22 protein-coding genes and 1 pseudogene are annotated in these 19,972 nt (G+C 60.3%); 10 read left to right on the top strand and 13 right to left on the bottom strand.

The window, feature by feature from the left end; genetic code table 11:
- Window positions 1-1,238: 1,238 nt before the first annotated feature.
- Window positions 1,239-2,015: a hypothetical protein gene (locus AASM09_RS11150; RefSeq protein ID WP_032966761.1), complete on the top strand. Its 777-nt coding sequence runs from the start codon at window positions 1,239-1,241 to the stop codon at window positions 2,013-2,015.
- Here the strand turns inward: AASM09_RS11150 and AASM09_RS11145 are convergent.
- Window positions 2,012-2,338: an HNH endonuclease gene (locus tag AASM09_RS11145; protein WP_323162603.1), complete on the bottom strand. Its 327-nt coding sequence runs from the start codon at window positions 2,336-2,338 to the stop codon at window positions 2,012-2,014. The two genes, AASM09_RS11150 and AASM09_RS11145, sit on opposite strands and share 4 nt — an antisense overlap.
- 253 nt (window positions 2,339-2,591) lie before the next feature.
- Complete coding sequence (locus tag AASM09_RS11140; RefSeq protein ID WP_324615445.1) at window positions 2,592-2,741, bottom strand: hypothetical protein; 150 nt, start codon at window positions 2,739-2,741, stop codon at window positions 2,592-2,594.
- A gap of 77 nt (window positions 2,742-2,818) precedes the next feature.
- Between AASM09_RS11140 and AASM09_RS11135 the strand changes: the two genes are divergently transcribed.
- On the top strand, window positions 2,819-3,643 hold the full coding sequence (locus AASM09_RS11135) for a chromate transporter (RefSeq protein ID WP_234026165.1): 825 nt from the start codon (window positions 2,819-2,821) through the stop codon (window positions 3,641-3,643).
- Here the strand turns inward: AASM09_RS11135 and AASM09_RS11130 are convergent, their stop codons facing one another.
- The 5 genes from AASM09_RS11130 to AASM09_RS11110 are packed head-to-tail and all read right to left on the bottom strand — an operon-like array spanning window position 3,644 to window position 6,643.
- Window positions 3,644-4,405, bottom strand: coding sequence for a sulfite exporter TauE/SafE family protein (locus AASM09_RS11130; RefSeq protein WP_080341470.1), 762 nt, complete (start codon window positions 4,403-4,405; stop codon window positions 3,644-3,646).
- Between the two features lie 27 nt (window positions 4,406-4,432).
- Window positions 4,433-4,870, bottom strand: a complete 438-nt coding sequence (locus AASM09_RS11125) for a TIGR01244 family sulfur transferase (RefSeq protein ID WP_049430400.1) — start codon at window positions 4,868-4,870, stop codon at window positions 4,433-4,435.
- Window positions 4,867-5,298, bottom strand: a complete 432-nt coding sequence (locus AASM09_RS11120; RefSeq protein WP_046272483.1) for a YeeE/YedE family protein — start codon at window positions 5,296-5,298, stop codon at window positions 4,867-4,869. The genes AASM09_RS11125 and AASM09_RS11120 overlap by 4 nt, the downstream gene beginning before the upstream one ends.
- Complete coding sequence (locus AASM09_RS11115; RefSeq protein ID WP_005413386.1) at window positions 5,295-5,735, bottom strand: YeeE/YedE family protein; 441 nt, start codon at window positions 5,733-5,735, stop codon at window positions 5,295-5,297. Before AASM09_RS11115 ends, AASM09_RS11120 begins: the two co-directional genes overlap by 4 nt.
- Entirely contained in the window at window positions 5,732-6,643 is a 912-nt protein-coding gene (locus tag AASM09_RS11110; RefSeq protein WP_080101844.1) for an MBL fold metallo-hydrolase, read from the bottom strand. Before AASM09_RS11110 ends, AASM09_RS11115 begins: the two co-directional genes overlap by 4 nt.
- Window positions 6,644-6,850: 207 nt before the next feature.
- On the opposite strand from AASM09_RS11110, the gene AASM09_RS11105 reads away from it, so the two are divergent.
- Window positions 6,851-7,150, top strand: a complete 300-nt coding sequence (locus tag AASM09_RS11105; RefSeq protein ID WP_032967187.1) for an ArsR/SmtB family transcription factor — start codon at window positions 6,851-6,853, stop codon at window positions 7,148-7,150.
- Here AASM09_RS11105 and AASM09_RS11100 read toward each other — a convergent pair.
- The 4 genes from AASM09_RS11100 to AASM09_RS11085 all read right to left on the bottom strand — a co-directional run bounded on the left by AASM09_RS11100 (window position 7,129) and on the right by AASM09_RS11085 (window position 10,927).
- Window positions 7,129-7,839: a DUF2238 domain-containing protein gene (locus AASM09_RS11100; protein WP_049430396.1), complete on the bottom strand. Its 711-nt coding sequence runs from the start codon at window positions 7,837-7,839 to the stop codon at window positions 7,129-7,131. The two genes, AASM09_RS11105 and AASM09_RS11100, sit on opposite strands and share 22 nt — an antisense overlap.
- Window positions 7,829-8,668: a universal stress protein gene (locus AASM09_RS11095; RefSeq protein ID WP_343369049.1), complete on the bottom strand. Its 840-nt coding sequence runs from the start codon at window positions 8,666-8,668 to the stop codon at window positions 7,829-7,831. Before AASM09_RS11095 ends, AASM09_RS11100 begins: the two co-directional genes overlap by 11 nt.
- Before the next feature lie 20 nt (window positions 8,669-8,688).
- The gene (locus AASM09_RS11090; RefSeq protein ID WP_049447182.1) at window positions 8,689-9,459 is read right to left on the bottom strand and encodes a universal stress protein; all 771 of its coding nucleotides are present in this window, start codon (window positions 9,457-9,459) and stop codon (window positions 8,689-8,691) included.
- An 88-nt stretch (window positions 9,460-9,547) separates the two neighbouring features.
- Window positions 9,548-10,927, bottom strand: coding sequence for an MgtC/SapB family protein (locus tag AASM09_RS11085; RefSeq protein WP_080101814.1), 1,380 nt, complete (start codon window positions 10,925-10,927; stop codon window positions 9,548-9,550).
- Between the two features lie 51 nt (window positions 10,928-10,978).
- Between AASM09_RS11085 and AASM09_RS11080 the strand changes: the two genes are divergently transcribed.
- Both AASM09_RS11080 and AASM09_RS11075 read left to right on the top strand, forming a co-directional pair.
- The gene (locus AASM09_RS11080; RefSeq protein WP_049430389.1) at window positions 10,979-11,806 is read left to right on the top strand and encodes a universal stress protein; all 828 of its coding nucleotides are present in this window, start codon (window positions 10,979-10,981) and stop codon (window positions 11,804-11,806) included.
- A 111-nt stretch (window positions 11,807-11,917) separates the two neighbouring features.
- Window positions 11,918-13,318: an MBL fold metallo-hydrolase RNA specificity domain-containing protein gene (locus tag AASM09_RS11075; RefSeq protein WP_100443864.1), complete on the top strand. Its 1,401-nt coding sequence runs from the start codon at window positions 11,918-11,920 to the stop codon at window positions 13,316-13,318.
- Window positions 13,319-13,693: 375 nt separating this feature from the next.
- Here AASM09_RS11075 and AASM09_RS11070 read toward each other — a convergent pair whose 3' ends face one another.
- Window positions 13,694-13,969 carry a hypothetical protein gene (locus AASM09_RS11070; RefSeq protein WP_005413380.1) on the bottom strand — a complete coding sequence of 92 codons (276 nt, stop codon included), beginning with the start codon at window positions 13,967-13,969 and terminating at the stop codon, window positions 13,694-13,696.
- A gap of 68 nt (window positions 13,970-14,037) precedes the next feature.
- Between AASM09_RS11070 and AASM09_RS11065 the strand changes: the two are divergent.
- Window positions 14,038-14,283, top strand: a pseudogene (locus AASM09_RS11065) (Tn3 family transposase); the annotation flags it as partial.
- A gap of 51 nt (window positions 14,284-14,334) precedes the next feature.
- Here the strand turns inward: AASM09_RS11065 and AASM09_RS11060 are convergent.
- Window positions 14,335-14,733, bottom strand: coding sequence for a hypothetical protein (locus tag AASM09_RS11060; protein WP_343369045.1), 399 nt, complete (start codon window positions 14,731-14,733; stop codon window positions 14,335-14,337).
- Between the two features lie 123 nt (window positions 14,734-14,856).
- Between AASM09_RS11060 and AASM09_RS11055 the strand changes: the two genes are divergently transcribed.
- The 4 genes from AASM09_RS11055 to AASM09_RS11040 all read left to right on the top strand — a co-directional run bounded on the left by AASM09_RS11055 (window position 14,857) and on the right by AASM09_RS11040 (window position 19,942).
- Window positions 14,857-15,141 carry a hypothetical protein gene (locus AASM09_RS11055; RefSeq protein WP_017354460.1) on the top strand — a complete coding sequence of 95 codons (285 nt, stop codon included), beginning with the start codon at window positions 14,857-14,859 and terminating at the stop codon, window positions 15,139-15,141.
- Window positions 15,142-15,663: 522 nt separating this feature from the next.
- Window positions 15,664-15,951, top strand: coding sequence for a DUF3653 domain-containing protein (locus tag AASM09_RS11050; RefSeq protein WP_080355078.1), 288 nt, complete (start codon window positions 15,664-15,666; stop codon window positions 15,949-15,951).
- A 162-nt stretch (window positions 15,952-16,113) separates the two neighbouring features.
- Window positions 16,114-17,343, top strand: a complete 1,230-nt coding sequence (locus tag AASM09_RS11045) for a hypothetical protein (protein ID WP_343369043.1) — start codon at window positions 16,114-16,116, stop codon at window positions 17,341-17,343.
- 1,147 nt (window positions 17,344-18,490) lie between these two features.
- On the top strand, window positions 18,491-19,942 hold the full coding sequence (locus tag AASM09_RS11040) for a hypothetical protein (RefSeq protein WP_152906604.1): 1,452 nt from the start codon (window positions 18,491-18,493) through the stop codon (window positions 19,940-19,942).
- Window positions 19,943-19,972: the final 30 nt, after the last annotated feature.

The following is a 19,972-nucleotide window of genomic DNA, read 5'->3' as shown; positions in this document are numbered from 1 at the left end:
CAGTAGACGTAGATCCACTGATGTAATCGTGATCCGGATGGTTTGCTTTGCATGGAGATCCTCCAAACGTCAGGACGCCTGCCATCTTGGGGGTACACGTGAGCTTGTAGCCCGCACTATCGATGATTCGCAGAAGCCTAAGCAGCACCCGAAGTTCGTAAGCCTTTCCTTGCGCGTAGGGAGACCCGCTCGCCTTAGCACGCGAAATGGCTGCTTTCACAGCGTTGAGGATTGCTAACTTACTGATCGTCACAGTCGCGGTCCTCGTGGCGCGTGTTCCTCGCGAGGGTCGTCCGGTGGCAGATATCGAGCGATATAGGCCTCAAGATCTGCCTGCTCGTGATCCGTCAAACGCTGGGGTGATACAGTTGGTAGATGTGACCGGATTGAGCGAACTCGGCGACCTTCTGGTGTCTCAACAGTGTAATGAACGTCCTCCAGTCCGGTGAGACCTTGGACCAGCTTCCCGATCTCACCCAAGGTTTGCGAGAGGGCGTCTTGGGTCGTCACAGGTCTAAAATCGAGAACCGCCGCAAGTGCGGCTGCAGCTTGTGCATTCGTGTCGTCCTCGTAATCAGACATCGCCTGAACAATCGCGGAGCGAAGCGATCTAACAATTTGTGGATCAAGCTCAGACGCAAGGGCTAGCGCCTTCCCTATCTCCCTAATTACCTCTTCACCACCTTGATCTTCTGCCATTCACAACTCCACAGCTGTAGACATTAACGGGCCGCGCGGGATGAACCGCCCGGATTCTCTAAATTCAATTGCCGAAGGTTGCCGTTGGCAATGTTCCTTAAGAGTAAGGCACAGTGCGGTTTGGTTCCATAAGCGGATCGCGCTGGCTGTATCCCGAAGTGTGCGATGACGCCGAAGCTGGATAGTGTCGCTGAATTGGACCATCAGGCACTTTAGGTCTGAGCCCTGATACAGATTGATGATATGACTCCAAGTCGCGTACGGGCTGCGAAGAGCACCGGCTACTTTGGTCCGCTTCTGACCGAAAGCGGACATTCGTTTAACCAAGGGTGAAGGAAACTTTTAGGGCCAGGATGGACTTCAACTCTCTCGTTCGCTCGCTTCTATCCGATGCGAAGATGCGCCGTAACAAGCCTCTGCGAGACTAGTGCGCGAGCCAGGTCGCTGACATTGCTCCATGGCCTATGACGTGCCCCGCACCCGCTGGTCAAATGGAACCGCCCTCGGCACCATGGGCACGACCATCTAAGGAGTTCTTCATGCTCTACCAAGATAAGTACGTCGCCTTCATCGACATGCTCGGGTTCTCCGCACTTGTCCAAGAGTCGGCAGCCGACATGAGCAAGCTTGATGAAATAGCAGAGGCCATCGACAGACTAAAGAACACAGCGTGCTGCAACCCAGCAACAGGACTTTTGTTCACTTACTTCAGCGACTGCATCGTCATATCAAGCAGCCGCTCTCCTGCTGGCCTTGCCGACATCCTGAGCTGCATCAGAATGTTGGCCGAGAACCTGCTAGTGGTTGATATATTGATACGTGGAGGGCTCACAGTTGGAAGCATTCATCATGATTCTCAGATGATCTTCGGACCGGCGATGCTGGACGCCTATCGCATGGAATGTAAGGAAGCACGCAATCCCATGGTGCTCGTGAGCGAAGAGGTGCGATCGGATGCTCGCGCTGCGGGGTTAAGCAACCTGTTGACGTGGGATGACGAAGAGCCAGACCGCCACTATGTCCACTATCTGATCTCGTACAGCGCTTATGACTCTAATCCAAGGGCGGGCGTCGTGATTCTCGATAGCCAGGCCGCTCTCATCCGGCATTTCATCGCCAAGAGGCTGCTAGGCGCTCCGGGTAAGATCCTGGATAAAGCCGAGTGGATGGAACGATATTGGAACGAGAAGGTGGCGACAGGTGGAATTCTCGGACGTGTTGACAGGGTCGCAGACCTTGTTAGGCCCAATGCGCGACCATTTCGCAGCAGACTCGCCGTTCTAGCACCGCAACCGGGCGCCACTAGTGTGGACTAGCGAATCAGGCAAGCAGCTGCCGATTCCTTGCAAAGATTCAATTCAATTGGCCATACGGAAGCACGTGCAATCCCTGATGGCAGTCGGGACCACCATCTCCCCATTGCCAGCCGCGTCTGAACCAGCGCCCGGAACGCTTCAGCGGAAGGGGCTGGTCCCTTCCGCTGGTGCCTGCCCTGGTTGCACCGGCTATGCGCGGCCACCACGTTCCCGGACACGTCTCTGCCCCCGTCCTGTTGGGCCACCAGGTGCTCGGCGGTGCATTGAAAGGCTCGGGCCTTACTGGCCTTCAGCCCGAGCTCTGAGGGTGCAGTGAGCCACATCGGCAGGCCGCAATAGAAGCAACGGCCCGATTGGGCGTAGAAGGCAGAAGTGCGAAGGGATCTGCGGCGTTTGGCGGTCATGGATGGCTCCGGAATCGAAGGATTCCCGTGCCCCCATTGGGTGGACCTCGGGCACCCGGAGCCTATTGGCTATGCGGGCACAACACCGGCGCTTTATAGCGACTGGCTAAGGCGTTATAGCTCAGCGCTTGAGCCGCTACAAGGCCCAGATGCCGACCAGAACGGGAGGGAGTCACCGACGCCCAGTTAAGGTCAAAGCTTGGTCAGGGGGCGAGCGACGCGCTTGAGCAGGTGGAGCGGGGCGTGGCGCGTCACCCAGGGAAGTCGCGGTGTTGTAGTCCTGCTCAACCCGCTGAACTGTTCGCACGTTCAGGCCCGAGATCTCGTCTAATTGTTCTTGCGACCAATGTCGCGACTGGCGGAACTGGGAAGTGCAGGCGACAAGCTCTGACCGATCAGGTGCGCAGTTGGGAACTCAAGGGCGAGCTGGATGTGGAGCCAGAAATCGAGGGCGTCTTAGGTGCGGATCCAGGAATCAAGGGCATCTTTGGGGGAGATCTGGAAATCGCGGGCGTCCTTGTGGGGAAATACGGGCGGACAGCTGTGGGATCTGGGGCGTTTCCGTTGTGGCAGTCACCAGTTTCCGGCCAATCAGACGGCGGCTATCCCGTCTCGCGAAGAACCGGCACGGTGGCACTGGTGCTACTGGTGCTGCCACTTGTTCTGCTGCCGGTGTGGGCCGCGGCGAGCGGATCCCCCCTGGCCATGCTGTTGGAGGGGGTCTACCGCGCCGGCGCCCTGGTCTTTGGCGGCGGCCACGTCGTGCTGCCATTGCTGCAGACCGCGGTTGTCCAGAGCGGCACCGTGAGCACGGCAGATCTGCTCGCCGGGTACGGTGCGGCGCAGGCGGTGCCGGGCCCTCTTTTCACATTCGCAGCGTACCTGGGGGCCATGGCCGCGGGTCCGTTGAGTGGCTGGGCGGGAGGTCTTACGCTGTTGGCGGTCATTTTCATGCCTGCCGTTCTCGTGCTCGTAGGAGTGCTGCCCTTCTGGGAGTCGCTAAGCCACCGCAAGGATCTGCAGGCTTCAATTGCAGGCGTCAACGCCGGGGTCGTCGGGATCCTGCTGGCAGCGTTGTACGACCCGGTGTGGACGAGTGCGATCCATGACCGATGGGATGTCACGATGGCGCTGGTTGCGTTCGGGCTACTGGTCGTCGCGCGTGCACCGCCGATCGTGGTGGTGTTGCTGGCTGCCATGGCGGGTTGGGCGATGGCGCGGTAGTCAGGGCATCTGCCAGAGCATATAAGCCGCCGTCATGAAAATGAGTAGCGCGAATGCAACATTCAACACTCCACGGTGCTCTGCCAACGCTGCTGATGCGCGCGCTCCGGCGATTCCGCCCGCACTTCCAGCAACGACGAATGCGGCAGCAAGTGGCCAGTTGACCAGGCCGGATTGAGCATAGTTGATGGCAGTCGTCAGACCGAAAGCGGAGACAGCTACGAGGGAGCTGCCTATTGCGGCCAGCATCGGCATGCCCGTGGCGGCCATCAGCCCAGGGACAACCAGGAAGCCGCCGCCAATACCGAAGAATCCGGAGAGTGCCCCGGAGAACGCCCCTAATCCGAGCAGTGCCGGCATGTTCCCTTTGCTGAGGCGGACGCTTGCATCACCTTCCGCATTGCGTTTGCGCAGCATAAGAATGCCTATCACGACCATCAGCAGGGCAAACATGAACAATAGTCGCTGCCCATCCACGGCCTTACCTAAGCTGGAGCCCAGATAGGCGCCAGCGATGCCTGCCAACGCGAAGACCGACGCGCACGGCCATCTCACGTTTCCCCGGCGGGCATGAACGAAAAGGTTGGAAAGTGCATTGGCAGCAACCGCCAATGCACTGGTACCGATGGCGACGTGTGGACTGTCGATGCCCACCAGGTAAAGCATGAGCGGGACAGCCAGAATAGAGCCGCCTCCGCCGACCAGCCCGAGTACGAAGCCCACCAGAATGCCGGAGAGTCCACCCAGCGCGAGCTGCAACAGGGAAAGGGTTTCCATGTCAGTTGGCCGTTAGGCAGCGGAAGAGGGGGCGCCTCGCAGGCGCGAAGCAAGAGAGGACAGGTCGTAACCAGCCTCACCGGCAATGGACAGCACCTGTTCGGGCGTAGCTCCGCCGTTACGAACCTGGGATAGGGCCCATAGCGACGTCGAGCGGGTGCCGGTCCTGCAGTAAGCGACGATGGGTGCAGGCAGTTGTTCCAGCAGCACGCCAAACTGCTGCACATGTCCATCGGTGATGCCGCCAGGCACGACGGGCAGATAGGCAAAGCCCAGGCCCGCCCTGGAGCAGGCCGCCTGCAGTGCAAGGTGATCGGGCTGGTCCGGCTGCTCGCCGTCGGGTCTATTACAGATGACACTCGAGATGCCCGCCTTTTTCAAGGCAGGTATGTCGGTGGGAACCAGTTGGTCGGTCACATGCAAGCTCGGCGCAAGTGAGTGCAGATTCATGGCGAATTCTCTGTTGAGCGGGGACGGTGGAGGAGCCAGTGGAGGAGCATGCCGACGACCATGGCGGCCGCGAAAACGAGTGCAAAGGGTTGACCCGTTGGCAACAGTGCAATGGCCGGGCCCGGGCATACGCCTGCCAGCCCCCACCCAACGCCAAACACTGCCGCGCCAATGACCAGGTTCCGGTCGATCTGACGCTGATTGGGAATGTGCAGCGCCGCAGCGAGCACAGGAGCATTGCGTGCGCGGACCCATCGATAGGCGATCGCTGACGGAATCAGCGCCCCGGCCATGACAAGTGCCAGTGATGGATCCCACCTGCCTGTGACGTCAAGAAAGGCGAGTACGCGCGTGGGATTGGCCATGTCCGAGACGACCAGGCCCAGGCCAAACAAGGCGCCACACAGAACTGCCGCCAGCCGGATCATGTTCCGCCTCCGATCATCATGCGGACAACCGCCACGGTCGCCATGCCCATGAGCATGAAAACGCCCGTGGCAACCATGGAGCGTGGTGACAGCCTGGCCAGGCCGCAAACGCCGTGACCGCTCGTGCAGCCAGATCCGAGGCGGGTTCCAAAGCCGACCAGCAGCCCGGCCAACACCAACAACGGCGTAGCGGAGATTGAAAGCGACGGCAGCGAAATGGGCTTGACCGCGAGCGCCAGCCCGGACGCCACCAGCAGCCCTGCCAGGAACAGGGCCGACAAGGAGCGGTCGCCAGCGGACGACAGGCCAAGAGTGTTTGCAAGCAAGCCGGAGACGCCGGCAATGCGACCGGTCAGCAGCAGAAATCCACCCGCTGCCGTACCGATCATCAGGCCGCCGATGACGGGCCAGTACCACGCCAAAGAGGGGAGGGTCATAGCAGGTCCACCGGCAGTTTGAGGTAGCGCACCCCGTTGTCATCCGGGTCGGGCAGATGGCCCGCGCGCATGTTGACCTGCACTGAGGGCAGGATCAGGCGCGGCATGGGGAGCGTCGCGTCGCGGCTCTCACGCATCTCCACGAACATGTCCTCCGTCACACCTTGATGCACATGGATATTCGCGGTTCGTTCCGCGCCCATGGTGGTTTCCCATGCGAACCGATCCCGGCCCGTGGCCTTGTAGTCGTGGCAGAGGAACACCCGGGCGTCATCCGGCAGGGCCAGTAGACGTTGGATGGAGCGATAGAGCTGGCGGGCCGAGCCACCGGGGAAGTCGCAGCGGGCCGTGCCGTAGTCCGGCATGAACAGAGTGTCGCCCGGAAAGACCGCATCCCCGATGACGTAGGCCATGCACGCAGGGGTGTGGCCTGGCACGTGCAAGGCAGTTGCCTGGAGATTCCCAACGGTGAACTCCGCGCCATCGGCAAACAGATGGTCGAATTGGCTCCCGTCGCGCTTGAACTCCTTGCCAGCGTTGAAAACCTTGCCGAAGGTGTCCTGCACGCCGGTGATGTGCTCGCCAATGGCAAGCGTTCCGCCGACCCGCCGCTGCAACCACGGTGCAGCGGAAAGGTGATCGGCGTGGGCATGCGTTTCCAGCAGCCACTGAACCTGCAGCCCTTCGTCATGAATGTACTGGACCAGCGCCGCGGCGGAGTCGGTCGAGGTGCGTCCAGAGGGCATATCGAAATCAAGAACGCTGTCGATGATGGCGCACGCCGAAGACCGGGGGTCGCGTACCACGTGGCTGGCCGTAAAGGTGGCGGGGTCGAAGAACGTCTTCACGCAAGGCGAAGGCGTGTGGCCACCTCGCGCTTCACGCACGATGTTTTGAGCTCTCTCCAATGAAGAATCGACGACGACAGGCCTGTTCACGACTCGCTCCCGGTGGTTGTATGATGGATATTAATACATACTTACGTAAACTATGTAAGTGCCGCTTCGTGTCCTTTGTCCGGTTCAGCTGGCGTGCGGATTAACAGGTACGCTCTAGCTCTCCTTTCTGGTGAACCGCTCTTGACCAACCGCCTCACCGCCAACAACCTGGCCGACATGAAGGAACGGGCGCCTGAAGTGGCCGAGTTGCTGCGCTTCATGGCCACGCCGTCGCGTCTGCTGTTGCTTTGTCAGCTGTCCCAAGGGGAGTCGACCGTCGGCGCCCTCGAGGAGGCCACCGGCATCCGACAGCCGGCCCTTTCCCAGCAGCTCGCCGAACTGCGTCAACGGCATCTGGTGACGACCCGGCGAGAGTCACGTTCAGTCTTCTATCGCATCAATGACAGCCGCGTTGAGGCGATGCTGGTTGCCATGCACAGGATCTTCTGCGTGGATCAGTCCGACGACCGGGAGTGAGCAGACGTGGCGTGCCGTACGCTGGCACCCACCGCGCTGATGATCGCTCCAGCCGACGCCAACAGCACATCCTTGTGCGCATCCCACACGTCGCCCTGGATGCCGAGATAAGCCATTCCAAGGTCCTGGTCGACCACCAGAACCGCGCCCCATTCGATCAGTTCATAGGCAGCGGACGTGGCGACGATGAACTGAGTGGCAATCAGGGTCAGCGTCAGCTCGCTGGCCACAGCACGCCTTGCGTAGAGCTCTCTCGCCGCGGGAAAGACCAGTACGCCGTAGGCGAGGTGAACGAGTCTGTCGAAATGGTTGCGATCCCAGCCGAACAGGTCGGTGATCCTGTAGCCCGCAAGTTTCTGCGCCCAAGCGTCGTAAGGGACTTCCGAGTACGTAAAATGAGCGCCCACGGCATGCAGGCACAGAAAAAGCAGAAGCGAGACATTGGTTGCGGGCCGGAACGGGCGCTTCCACTGCTGGAAGACAACGTAGGGAATGGCGATGAATACCAGCAGATTCTCCAGCAACCAGTCGCGCCGGTGGTAGGGTTCGACTGCGGCAAGCAGCCAGCACCCTATGTAGATTCCAAGGCAGAACAGCGCGAAGCGCCAGGAGTCCGACTGCGTGCTCCCCAATCTGCCTTTCGCCGCTGCCGAGGCACGATCCTGGCGTTGGGGGTACTCAATGGGCATAAAGGACCGGAATGGTCGCCCCCTGCAATAGCTCCATCGTCATCCCTCCGATGGTCCGCTCGCGCAGGCGGGAGTGTCCGTATCCGCCAACCACGATCAACGTCGCCTTGGTCGCGCGGGCGTGATCGAGCAGGACCTCGCTGGAACGGCGGTGTCTGGCAAGCAGCCGGGTGGCCGATGCGGCGATGCCCCAGCTCCGGAGGTGTTCAATGAGGGAAGCTGTGACAGTGCCAGCAGCACCCTCCATCTCGTCCGAATGGCTGCATATCTCCACCAGAAGGACAGTCTGCACCTGCTGTAGCAATGGGATCGCGCTGTGCAGGGCGCGGCATGCGTTTGGGGTGTCTTTCCAACCCACAATCGCACACGAGTGGTCGCTTGCCCGCCAATGCGGCGGCACCACCACAACGGGCCTTCCCGCGTCAAAAAGCAGCGCATTGAACAGGGCCACGCCCGCTGGGTCGGCCTTGGCGAATCCTGACCAGCCCCCGACAATGGCCAGATCCGCAGAGAAGGCCAGTCGAGCGGCGAGCTCTGCAGGAGATTCAATGCCCGCTTCGTGAACTTCTACGGAAACACCAGGGTGCTCTGCGATTCTGGCCCTGATCCTTGAGGCTCTTTCCGAGGCCTCCCGCCGACATGCGTCCTGGGCAGCCAGGAACGATGCGCGGGGCGTCGGATCAGCAGTCCCGATCGCCGGCGGAGGCAGGTCGACCGTTTCGATGATGCGCACCCGCGCGTCCTGCGACCTGCCGATCTCGACGGCGAAGCGGATGGCCGCGTCATCTGCTGATGAGTCTGACAAAGGCACAAAAATATCCTTCAACATGGCTCTGGCATCCTGGTGCGTCAACGTGACAGGAACAGGGGCGTGAGGGTGCGCTCGAAGAGCTCCCTCGTCGTTCCCCCCAGCAGCCATTCGCGCGCGCGCGAATGGCCATAGGCGCCGCAGACGAGTAGATCCGCCTGGCTATCAAATGCGTGGCCCAGTAGCGCTTCAGCCACGCTCCCCCCATCTGACGACACGGGAGTAAATATCGCTTCTCGCCCCTGCCGCATCAGACTGTTGATGAACGCCTGAGCATGTTCATTGACCCGGTCACTTCCGTCCACGGTGGTAACCACAAGGGCACACGCGAAATCCAATCTCAGGAAATCATGTGCCGCGCGAGCGGATTCGGGGGTTGCACTCCAGCCGATGACGGCCCGCTTGAAGATTCCGTCGAAACGGGTTCTCCCTGGCAATGCCAGGATGGGGCGTCCGGATCGGCTAACCAGTGAAGAGAACTGAGCATGTTGCAGCCTGCGCTCGGCGTGGTCATGTCCGGCGCACGCCATTATCACCTGGTCGAAACCCTGTGCGCGCAGGGCAATCGCGTCCACAGGACGTTCCGCGCGCCCGTCCTCGATCTGGATGTCATGCGGAACGCTCCACTGCGCAACCCGGCGCAAGAGCGTGGCGACTCTGGGCGGGACTTCGGCGCGTGCAACGTCGGGCAAGGGAGATTCCACTGGCTGCACCAGCGTGATGTGCCCGCCACGGGCGCCGACAAGCGCTGCTGCCAGCTGCATGGCAGAAGCATCAGCGGGCGTATCCGTCAAAGGGACAAGAATATCCATCTTGGCTGTTGGACACAGAGGCCGGCGTTGCCCCGCATTCTCCGCCAGTCCTGCACGGAGATATTGACGTGGGTCAAGGTGTTGACGATCACCCGCTACGCCCGGCGGCCACAGCGAACGTTCCGACGATCAGGCTGGTCCCGATCAACAACGGAGCAGAGAAGCGCCATCCGCCCCTTGCCGCGGCGATCAAGCATTTCAGCAATGAGTTGGTCGCGAGTGCGATGGTGATCGCCTGTATCGCGATACCGTTGCTGATCCGCTCCGCACCAACCATCTGGGCGGCAGAGGCGGTGGCGGCATGTACGTCGGCAATGCCGGAGATGCCCAGAGTCCAGGGCAGGCTCTCGTCACCCAGCCAGTCTCGCAGCAGACTTGCTGCCAGAAGCAGAATGACGATCAGCCCAACAAAAACCACGATCGCCAACGGTTTGAATGGCCGCACGATGGCCAGCCCGGACACCGCTGAGGTACTGAGCAAGGACCGCCATCCGAATGCCAATGCTATCCCCATGGCCACGATTGCCGAGCAGACCAGCGGGACCATGCTGTAGGCGAGTAATGCAGGTGCCAGCGTGCCCATTACCAGGCCCAACTGCAGAATCATGGCCACGTTGGAAAGCAAGGCTGCTCCTGCGAATGCAGGCGCCAGCCGGGGCGACGACCGCGCCCCGTCCGCCATTGCCGCGATGGTGGCGGTACTGGAGACAAACCCACCGGCGAAGCCGGTCAAGGCCAAGGCCGACCGGGGCCCCAGATGGCGTAGCGCCAGGTGCGCTCCGACGCTGACTGCCATCAGCGCCACGATGAGTGTGCCGAGCCGACTCGGGTTGATGACTTCCCAAGGGTCGACGGTGCGGTCTGGAAGCAAGGGAAGAATCAGAAAGCCAGCAACCAGCACCGTTGCGACGTCCCGAAGCTCACGGCTGGAAACCTTCGCATTCACCTTCCGTATCAGGGCAGGGCCCCCAACCAGTATCACCAGGATGGCACTGCCGGCGAGGATCGCCGTTGCAGGTGCGCTTACCGCAATGGCGCCTACCAGATACAGGGCAGGCAGCACAATCAGACTGGCCGCGGCTGCCTGGGAGTGTCGTGGGCGAGGGCAGACTGCCAGGCCCAGCAGCACTGCGCCAGCTACCAGCGCCGCGCCTCCCAGCAGCGCTCCCAACCCGCCTGAGATCGCGACCAGCGCAAGCACAACACTGCCCCCAAAGCGCGTGTGGGCCGCCGCCATCCTCCCGCCTGCTCGCTGCCAGGCCAGTCCAACAAGGGCGCCCACGACAGAGGCGGTAATCAGCCCCGCGGCGGTGCCTGCCGGATCCTGGACGATGCTCAGCATTTTTGGTTGCCCACTGGAATCGGTCAATGGCGATTCTGCTCGGGCATTTGTCCAGAACGAATCCCGGGATGACTTGATCCAAGTCAACGATCCAGGGGAACTTTCGTTGACTTCGATCAAGTTCATTCGTCGCGCGGGGCTCAAGCTAACGACTCCTTCACCCCGGGGAGACCGATCATGTACTGCGACATTCTGCTGCCCTTCGTCTTGGGGCGCCTGCACGAGCAGGCGTTGGGTCTGGCCACGGCGCTTTCGCGTGAGCAGGGGAGCCGTCTGGTAGCTCTGGCTGGGGCCAGTGTAGTTGTGCCGGTAGCGACGGGTTGGATGTACTACCCTGCCGTCTACACCGCTCTGCACGAGCCGGCCAAGGAAACGGTCAGGATGCTTGCCACGTCGCTGGAGGAGCGGCTGGCGGGCGCAGGGGTAGATTGGCTCGTGTCCGCGAACGAGAGGGTGTGGGAGGGGCCTGTGGATCAGGTGATGCCTCAGTCACGATGCGTTGACCTGACCATCTTGGGGTTGCATCGCGATGACCCCGGCATTGAGGACACGCTTGTCTCCTCGTTGCTGGTGGAATCGGGCGTGCCGCTGCTGCTCGTGCCACCGGAAGCACGCGATGCGGTGCCGCGTGACGTTGTAATTGCATGGAAAAGCACGAGGGAATCCATTCGCGCGGTCCATGATGCCTTGCCGTTGCTTGTCGCTGCACAGCGTGTACACCTGTTGTCTATCGATGCCGGTCCCGGCGAACCCAGCAGGGAGAAAGACGCGACTCTGCGCCTGGTGACTCATCTACAGCGCCACGGCGTCTCAGCCTCGCCTGTGCACCGCGGCTATGAGGAAGGTGGAGCAGGACCGGCCATACTGAACTTCGTGAAGGAGAGCGGCGCCGATTGCATTGTCGCCGGCGGCTACGGCAGATCCCGTGCCTCGGAATTCCTGTTTGGCGGCGTTACCCGCACACTGATCCGGCACAGTCCGATACCAGTATTTCTCGCCCACTGAGATCGGCGTGAAGCCCGCTGGCCACCCAGTTCTCCCGTACCGGGCATCGGCTGCCGAGCAACGCCGGCTTGGCCTGCCGCACGGCTGATCCAACGCCCTCCCAGGTGATCCATGTACGTGAACAATCCGCCTCACGATGCAACCCGCCTCAGTGTCTCGTTCCTGGGCGGCACGGATACTGTCACCGGCTCACGCTACCTGATAGAGGCCGGTGGCGCCCGCGTCATGGTGGATTGCGGGCTCTTCCAGGGATACAAACCGCTGCGATTGCGGAACTGGCTACCGTTTCCGGTGGATCCCGCATCCATTGATGCGGTGGTGCTCACCCACGCGCACCTGGATCACAGCGGATATCTGCCACGACTGATGAAGCAGGGATTCCATGGATCCGTGTGGTGCACACCGGCCACCCGGGATCTATGCAGGACACTTCTCCCCGACGCCGCGCGCCTGCTGGAGGAGGAGGCGCGCCACGCCAATCAGCGTGGCAGCTCGAAACACCATCCGGCCGAGCCGCTCTACACCGAGGAGGATGCGCAACGGTGCCTGGATCTAATGCGCGTCGTCTACTTTTCCGATCCCTTTGAACCGGTGCCTGGCGTAACGGCTACGTTTCGCAAACAGGGACACATCCTTGGCGCCGCATCGGTATCGCTGATCCATCGGGGCAGGCGCATCACGTTCAGTGGTGATGTCGGTCGTTCGAACGATCCGGTGATGCGCCCTCCCTGGGCGCTGCCGGCATCGGATTGGGTCGTGGTCGAATCGACATACGGCAATCGGCGCCATCCGACGACGTCTTTGACGGACCTGCTTATCGAGCCGATCCGGCGCACCCTCGGGCGGGGTGGAGTGGTGATGATACCGGCGTTCGCGGTGGGGCGCGCCCAGCTCTTGTTGCACGTGATCGCCACCCTGCAGGCGGAAGGGCGGATTCCGCGCGCCCCGATCTACTTGAACAGCCCCATGGCAAAGGACGTCACCTTGCTCTATGGGAAATACAGAAACGAACATCTGCTGGATGACGCCGCACTGGAGCGGTTGCACGCGGCAACCCGGCTCGTCAATAGCATCGAGGAATCCAAGGCTCTCAACCTTCGGCAAGGCCCTATGATCATCGTCGCGGGTAGTGGAATGCTGACCGGGGGACGCATTCTTCATCATCTCATCGCCTTTGGCCCGGATTGTCGCAACATGATCCTTTTGCCAGGCTTCCAGGCAGGGGGAACGCGCGGGGCGGCATTGGTGCGCGGTGACAAGTTACTGCGAATCTATGGTCAGGACGTGCCGATACGTGCCGAGGTGGTACAGGTGGAAGCAGCTTCTGCCCACGCCGACGCCGATGAACTTCTAAGCTGGCTGCGCACGGCACAGACGACTCCGCGGCGGGTTTTCATCACACACGGAGAGCCAGACGCTGCCGACGCTCAGAGGTTAGCCATTGAGCGGCAGCTGCATTGGTCTGCATGCATCCCCGAGTACTTACAGCACATTGATCTCGACCCGGGCTGAGTAAGGTCCGGCATGGCTGCAGACGCCGTAGTTCGTTGGCGCCCGTCGGCATGGGCGGAGAGTGCGAATCTTCTGAAAAACGGGATACTTTCGTGACACACCTTGTTTTCCGCGATTGGGTTGAAGCAGCTCTCGGGCTCGCAGACGCGTTGAGTGCGTACAAGCGAACCCGAGCATCGCTACTTGCTGTTTCGTGTACCGTGCTGCCCATGGGACGCCTCATCGCAGATTCGCTTGGGGCGCAGCTTAGGCTCGCGGTAATAGCTGACGTGCGTGCGGCAAAGCGTGGCCTTTGTGTATGCCGGCGCGTGCGCGTTGCCGGGTCATCAGCTCTATGCGCCTGCCAGCGCAGACGCATAGAGCCAGGGGCTGCGATCACATCTTCTTTAACGGCACCGCGGTGGGCGGCGGCGGTACCGGGCCCGGGTCGTTGAAACACAGCATGATCTGATCGATGCCGAATTGATCGGCCAGGACCTGGGCAATCACAGCATGCACCAGGTCCAGGTCGACCGAGGGCGCAGCGACGGTGATGGTGGCCGCGATCGCACGGCCATGCTCACCGGCGACCAGGCGCAGGTCGTCCACCGCTTTCACGCCCGGGTCGGTAAACATCGCCGCACGGACCTGTTCCAGGTTGAGCTCGTTCATGGGGACTCCAAAGCAGTGCTACCGGCGCGGGGAGCTCGGTCGCGATGCAGCCAACGATAGAGCACCGGCAGCACCAAATCATCAAGTACAGCCAGCTGGTGGCCAACATGATCATCCTCCACAACGTGGAAGGCATGAGCCGGACCTTGGCCGAGATGAGGAAGGAGGGGATTGAACTGACGCCCGAGATCCTGGCCGGCCTGTCGCCTTATCGGACCAGCCACATCAATCGCTTCGGCGATTACCACCTGGATCTTGAAAGGGAAGTGGCGCCGCTGAGCTACACAGCCAAGGTGCTTGAACAGACCCCATAGATGGGGAGAGCCTGCCCGAGAGACGAGCAATCAACCTTGAAATTCAGTCGCTTAGGCAGCTTTTGGCCCTGTACGTAATGATTCCCTGCCGACCCTCATGGTCGACAGCTTGAGCGGTCCTTGGCGCTGCTTGAATTTGCCTTCCACCAAAAGCGCATCCAGTGTCGGCGGCAGCTCCCAGGTCAGGGCATCGCCTGAGCGCCGGGCCAGATGATCGATGATGAACTGGATCACGCAAGACGCGTCGACCGGCATGGCGATGACCGCTCCGTAGCGGCCTTGGTACCAGGCCGCCCAGTAGCGCAAGGCGGTGGCGTAACTGCGCGTGGTGTTGGCCGAGGCCGCTTCGGCGAAGACTTCGCGCACCGCGTCCGCCGAGGACTGCGAGAGCTGCGCCACAGTCGGATTGGCAGGAGCCGCGGTGGTCAGAGCTGGAAGAAGGTCGCTCATAAGTGGTTGAAAGTAGGGATTAAAAATAGCCTGAGTTCCGATAAATATATCTTATCGGAACCGTATATGTCGCACTTACTAAGATCACGGAGACACGTTCGGTGTCAGTCTCGAAGGATCGAAATGGCCGTCTATGTTGTCACCTGGAATTTGAACCGAGAAGCCAACTACGACGCAAAGAGGACTGCGTTCCTCAAGCACCTGGAGCGCTACCAGAACGTAGCAGATCCTGATCTGGAGTCGGTCCGCTGGGTGTCCGGGGATATGAGCGCTCACGATCTATCTGCCGATCTTCAACAGAAGCTCGATAAGAATGACGGGATTTTTGTATCCCAGCTTGTCCGTGGCGAGTACCAAGGCTACCTCAGCAAGGCGACATGGGAATGGATCAGTCAGCGCCTTGACTGACACCGCCGAAGTCCAAGGGGTTCTGACGTGGTTGGGGCTCGGGGACCGCGACACCGGAGCCAGCAAGTGAATTGTTCGCTTGGACTCTTCAAAATTGGAGGGTCCAAGCCGCTGAGCTAGCTCAGAAATGAAGCCGACGGTCATAGCCGTCTCCCAAATTAGATGCTCTCGAAAGCGCGTGGCTGCAACGCCTTGGCAACATCATTGGAGATGCAACAGATTCGCGACGCACCATTGGTGATGCACCAAGATCACAGCGAGTCATTGGGACTGCACGTAGCTCAGCGCATCAATTGCTACAAGTTGCCGCGCAAGCTGCCCCAAATTCGCAGCGCTCAACAGCAGGTGTCGAGGCTGAGGCAGGAAGCATGGCAGTCCCCCGTTGTGTGTAACATAATATACATTATGCGAAATATCGTATCGGGCGGCCGCAGCCTTCGTTGGCTCTGCATGGCAATGGCTGAGGCTCTGGCTTGGCTCTTGCCTCCCTGCTGGCTCCCCCGACAAGGATGAGATTGCAGCATGAGCAAGATCGATCCCCATGATCGCATCGACCTAACCGGCCCTTGGGCCGGTTTCGGATTCCAAGCTGGGCACATGTTCACCCCCGAAGGTCATCAGCTAGAGCCATGCGACATGACCTGGTGGTCCCTGACCTGCAACATTGCGCGGGAATGGCGACTGATGATGGCTGAGGCGGCTCCCCGGAGACCAGCTGCACGAAAAAGCTTCGGCCACGGCGAAATCCAGCGTCATCTACCTAGCCGAAGCGCTCAGAATTCGCCGAGAACGACGGTCCGGCGTGCGTGATCCCGGCCCCGGCGCCGAGACGTCCAATGTGGTCTACATGAGTCGTGGGCCGAAGCCCCGCCAGCGCGGATGAGGCGTTGACCGTAGGGGCTCCGCCCCTACACCCCATGGCGGGCTAGAATTGCGTGCAAGTGCGCCTACGGCGCGGCATGGATCGCAAAAATGGGCCCTATTGCTCTGTTCGACAAATCATTCCTCCACGGCTTGAACGTGGATGAAGCCGTGCTTTTTGATCACTTCTTTCTGTCGGTTATCTGCCCGATCTTCTTTGTCGAGACGCTGGCAGACTTGGGAAAAGAAATGAAGAAAGGTCGAACGGCAGAGCAAGTGGTCGGATCAATTGCGTTCCGTACACCGGAGATGCATGGGACGCTCAACGTCTACCATGGAACCTTGGTTAGCCAAAACTTGCTGGGTGCAAAGGTAGCCATGACCGGGCAGATCATCCCCCCCGGCCCTATCCCTGTTTCTATCAATGCTGAACACAGTGTTCGCTACAAACCGTCGCCGGAGGCCCAGGCGATGCAGCGTTGGCAGGATTCCAATTTTGAAGCTGCGGAGCGAGAGTACGCGAGGGTGTGGCGTGCCCAACTGGGCAGGACTGATCTGAAAGAGGTGGCTAAGCGAGCGCTCGCCTATGGAATTGATTTCTCAAAGGTGAAGAGTTTGGCGGATGCAAAGAATGCCGCTGACTCTGTGATCTTATCCTTGCCCGAGGCAGCTCAATTGTCCTTGGCGATCGAGAAATTTAACCTCAGTCAGACGATAGTTCCGCACGTGTGGCGGAGGTGGCACGCAACGGGGCAGCGTGCGTTGGCGAGCTTTGCGCCGTACGCGGCATTCGTCCTGAGTATTGACGTATTTTTTGAAATTGCCTTGGCTACTGGGAAGATATCGGCAGATCGTGCTTCGAACATAAATGACGTTGCGTATCTCTACTACCTACCCTTCTGCATGCTGTTTGTATCATCAGACAGGCTTCATCGAGAATGCGCACCTCTTTTTATGAGGAAGAATCAAGAGTTTGTATGGGGCATCGACCTGAAGGCAGATCTGGGGGCGAATGGCGCCAGCTTAAAGAGTTCGTTGTCTAGCGATCAACGAATGCGGGGTCTTATGGCTCTAGATGTCGCGCCCATTGATGGCGGACTAACATCTGAACTCTATCGGCGCCACTTGAGTCCGCCCAAGCAGCACAATTCAATGCCTGCCCCCGTGCTAGATGATGACGCGTCGAAGAAGCTGCTGGAGAAAGTAGAGCGAATATCGTCTGCGCCGGCATCAGCCGCAGCCATGCGGATTGACGAAGAGAATATTTCCTCGATGGTTCTAGAGCGAATGATCAGCCGTAGACGCGGATCGTGGCTGCAGGTTCCCGATTCCAAGGATTAGCGCTCGGTCAAATGAGAGGGGTTATCGTTCTCTACAGCGAAGCCAGCCGCCCGTTCGCGACATAATCTGTTCCCAGCCGTTCGGCAGCCTGCGCATCGCCTGCCCCCCAATACAGGCCATTCCCGAGCGCTTCGCCGCATCCGTGCCCATTGCAGGCAGTGCAACAACCTCAGTAGATGGCTTGGGTCGCCCGGCCTGCCTGGACTCGCCTTGCAGCACATCGGCCTCGAGCCCTTCGCAGAGGGGCTTCATTCCCGGATGCGGATGATTCGGCCAGCGGTACTGGTCGCAGTTGAATGGCGTCGTGCCTGCTGCCATGGAGTTGTGCGCGGGCCGCGGTGCAGCTGGAAGCGGCTTCGGCGCTGGCCCCTTTGCAGAGTGAATCTGCTGTGCCGACGCGGCACCAGTGGCCGCGAATAGCAAGCAAACGACCCCAAGTCGAATATCCATATTCCCTCCAGATTCGAGGGCAATCCTACTTGAATCCAGCGGCACGCGTGATGCGTCACGACTTCTTGTCACATCAGAAGCTGGCCGGGTACGGCTTCGATTCTGGGAATGTTCCCATGGGGCGATCACCGACGCGCACCAGCGTGCTTCCGTTCGCGGTAGACGTGCCCTGCCCGCCACTGACGCGGACGCCGGCGCCGGCCTCACTCCCTGCGGTCGCAAGGCCCGCGCCCGCGCTCGCGTCCTTCCCCACCCAGCCTGGAACGCCCGATCGTCAGACTCAAGAGAGCGAAGTCAGGCGAATTAATTCACGGATTGATAGTTGGGAGAAGATGCTTGCCGAGAATAGCCGCAGACGTGATGAGACCTTTGAGTAGCGTTGACGGCCTCCCTTATCCCTGCCGCCAATCCTTCAAATTTACCGGAAAGGGCACGCTAGCCAAACTGTACTCCGCTGGCGGGCCGCAAGCTCCCTTCCCTACCCCCGATAAATCTTCCTAATCCCCTCCCCTACCAGTATCTGCCTATGGCCGCGACTCTACGAGGCGCGGGGCGTAAGCCCGCGAGCGCAGCGGCACCTGCGCCGGATACCATGTGCCCTTCGTTGCTCCTAGAATGTGTATAGGGAACATTGGTAAGACATCGATCTACCGATCAATTGTCGATCCGTCAACCGCGAACAACAGGGGAAATAGAAGTGATTCATACGGAAAGCGACGTGACGCGACAGGGAGAGGTTTCGGAGGGAGCACCGCCTTACCTAGGCTGCGCGGATAACAGCATCTTTGGTCGATTTCTGCCGTCGGTGCTGCACATTCGTGCAAACAGTTTCGCCGATCTCGAGCCAGAACATGACGACTCAGGACCTCGTGCGATCTCCACGCATGCGCATGAATATGTGCACTACCTGCACAGCATCGGAACGACAGCGGGCCAGCTCTATCTGCTGTCCCATCTCATCCTCCTCCGTTATGCTGCCTCCGGCACGAATCAAAGTGGCCATTTCCTCGGCCTTGAAGCATTGGACGAGCCCAATCGCGGCCGGTTGATCGGCATCCTTCGTTGCATGCAGGAGCTTCGCGGCCAGAAGAAAATTGCCTTTGGCACAATCATTGGACGACTGGAGTTCGACCCGCCGCGGCGTATTCAGCCTGCTGACTCGGCCATCATCGAGGTTGAACGGCTCGCCGTTGTCGCTCGCGGAATACGATCTGACGGGACGGTAGTCACGGACGAGATGGAGATTGCCTATAGCTTTGTTACAGAGGGTGTCGCCTATGCAGTGGATCGCGAGATACGGCGTCTGCAGGGCAAAGAGCTCCCGCACCAGCTTGACGCACATGTACCTCTCTATCCGTACCGTGCCTATGGTGAGCTCATCGATGCCTGGGTCGGTCGCGAAACTTCAGTGCTCGAGCGGATTTTGATCGGCAACGCCGCTCTGGGTCATCGTGCGGTTGGTATTACGTTGCAGAGGGCCTGCGAGGCAGTTCGCCAATCCGAGCGGCCTGCCGAAGAAGTGCTTGCCCCCATCATCGAAGAGGGATTGGAGGAATCGAAGGCCGTCATCGAAAAGCTGGGGGAAGTTATGTCAACCACCGCAGCTGATCCAATGATAGCGGCGGGACTTTCCGCCTATCTGCAGCTTGTCGATCGCGCAAGCTTCTGCCGGCGGCGCCTGCTTGCCCCGGAACGCCTATTGATCGAGAAGCCACGCGATGTCGAAGGTTTCAGGCGGGTAGTAGGCAATCTGGTTGACGCGATGGTGCTTCAGGAGAAACCGAAGGCAAAAGAGGACGGGGAAGCAGAACTGACGATCGATTGGATTGGCCCAGGCCACGTTGCCAACGATGAGTACCAAGTTTCAGGGCTGGCTGCACTTCAATCGGCGTTTCATTTCAATAGTCTGCATCATGGCGATGACGGGACTATGGCGCCGACCAGCTCCATCGCAGCCAATGTGTGCCCCTACAAGGGGGCATGCGAGGTGAAGGTGAGCGAGGATCAGGCCGAGCTGTGCGTGTCAGCCCCATGGATGATGTTTGTCGACAGCAAGCCGGGGACGTCGGTTTGCTGGTATGCCGCTGGCGTGAAAACGGCGCGTCGTGCTGAGCTGGGCGCCACCTCGCCTACGACGCCCAACCGTTGATGCACGGTGCGCAGTTCACTCGATCCAAGC

The organism is Stenotrophomonas maltophilia (genome assembly GCF_039555535.1).
Classification (GTDB): Bacteria; Pseudomonadota; Gammaproteobacteria; order Xanthomonadales; family Xanthomonadaceae; genus Stenotrophomonas; species Stenotrophomonas maltophilia_Q.
Note: the sequence above shows the minus strand (reverse complement) of the source record. Positions and strands in the feature narration are given on the sequence as shown.

Bases quoted from the DNA above. Each gene is read 5' to 3' on its own strand.
- AASM09_RS11045 (WP_343369043.1), top strand. From the start codon at position 16,114: ATGGGCCCTATTGCTCTGTTCGACAAATCATTCCTCCACGGCTTGAAC.
- AASM09_RS11095 (WP_343369049.1), bottom strand. From the start codon at position 8,668: ATGTTGAAGGATATTTTTGTGCCTTTGTCAGACTCATCAGCAGATGAC.
- AASM09_RS11060 (WP_343369045.1), bottom strand. From the start codon at position 14,733: ATGAGCGACCTTCTTCCAGCTCTGACCACCGCGGCTCCTGCCAATCCG.
- AASM09_RS11090 (WP_049447182.1), bottom strand. From the start codon at position 9,459: ATGGATATTCTTGTCCCTTTGACGGATACGCCCGCTGATGCTTCTGCC.
- AASM09_RS11100 (WP_049430396.1), bottom strand. From the start codon at position 7,839: ATGCCCATTGAGTACCCCCAACGCCAGGATCGTGCCTCGGCAGCGGCG.
- AASM09_RS11050 (WP_080355078.1), top strand. From the start codon at position 15,664: ATGAGCAAGATCGATCCCCATGATCGCATCGACCTAACCGGCCCTTGG.
- AASM09_RS11085 (WP_080101814.1), bottom strand. From the start codon at position 10,927: ATGAACTTGATCGAAGTCAACGAAAGTTCCCCTGGATCGTTGACTTGG.
- AASM09_RS11115 (WP_005413386.1), bottom strand. From the start codon at position 5,735: ATGACCCTCCCCTCTTTGGCGTGGTACTGGCCCGTCATCGGCGGCCTG.
- AASM09_RS11125 (WP_049430400.1), bottom strand. From the start codon at position 4,870: ATGAATCTGCACTCACTTGCGCCGAGCTTGCATGTGACCGACCAACTG.
- AASM09_RS11080 (WP_049430389.1), top strand. From the start codon at position 10,979: ATGTACTGCGACATTCTGCTGCCCTTCGTCTTGGGGCGCCTGCACGAG.
- AASM09_RS11145 (WP_323162603.1), bottom strand. From the start codon at position 2,338: ATGTGGCTCACTGCACCCTCAGAGCTCGGGCTGAAGGCCAGTAAGGCC.
- AASM09_RS11120 (WP_046272483.1), bottom strand. From the start codon at position 5,298: ATGATCCGGCTGGCGGCAGTTCTGTGTGGCGCCTTGTTTGGCCTGGGC.
- AASM09_RS11075 (WP_100443864.1), top strand. From the start codon at position 11,918: ATGTACGTGAACAATCCGCCTCACGATGCAACCCGCCTCAGTGTCTCG.
- AASM09_RS11150 (WP_032966761.1), top strand. From the start codon at position 1,239: ATGCTCTACCAAGATAAGTACGTCGCCTTCATCGACATGCTCGGGTTC.
- AASM09_RS11055 (WP_017354460.1), top strand. From the start codon at position 14,857: ATGGCCGTCTATGTTGTCACCTGGAATTTGAACCGAGAAGCCAACTAC.
- AASM09_RS11070 (WP_005413380.1), bottom strand. From the start codon at position 13,969: ATGAACGAGCTCAACCTGGAACAGGTCCGTGCGGCGATGTTTACCGAC.
- AASM09_RS11105 (WP_032967187.1), top strand. From the start codon at position 6,851: ATGAAGGAACGGGCGCCTGAAGTGGCCGAGTTGCTGCGCTTCATGGCC.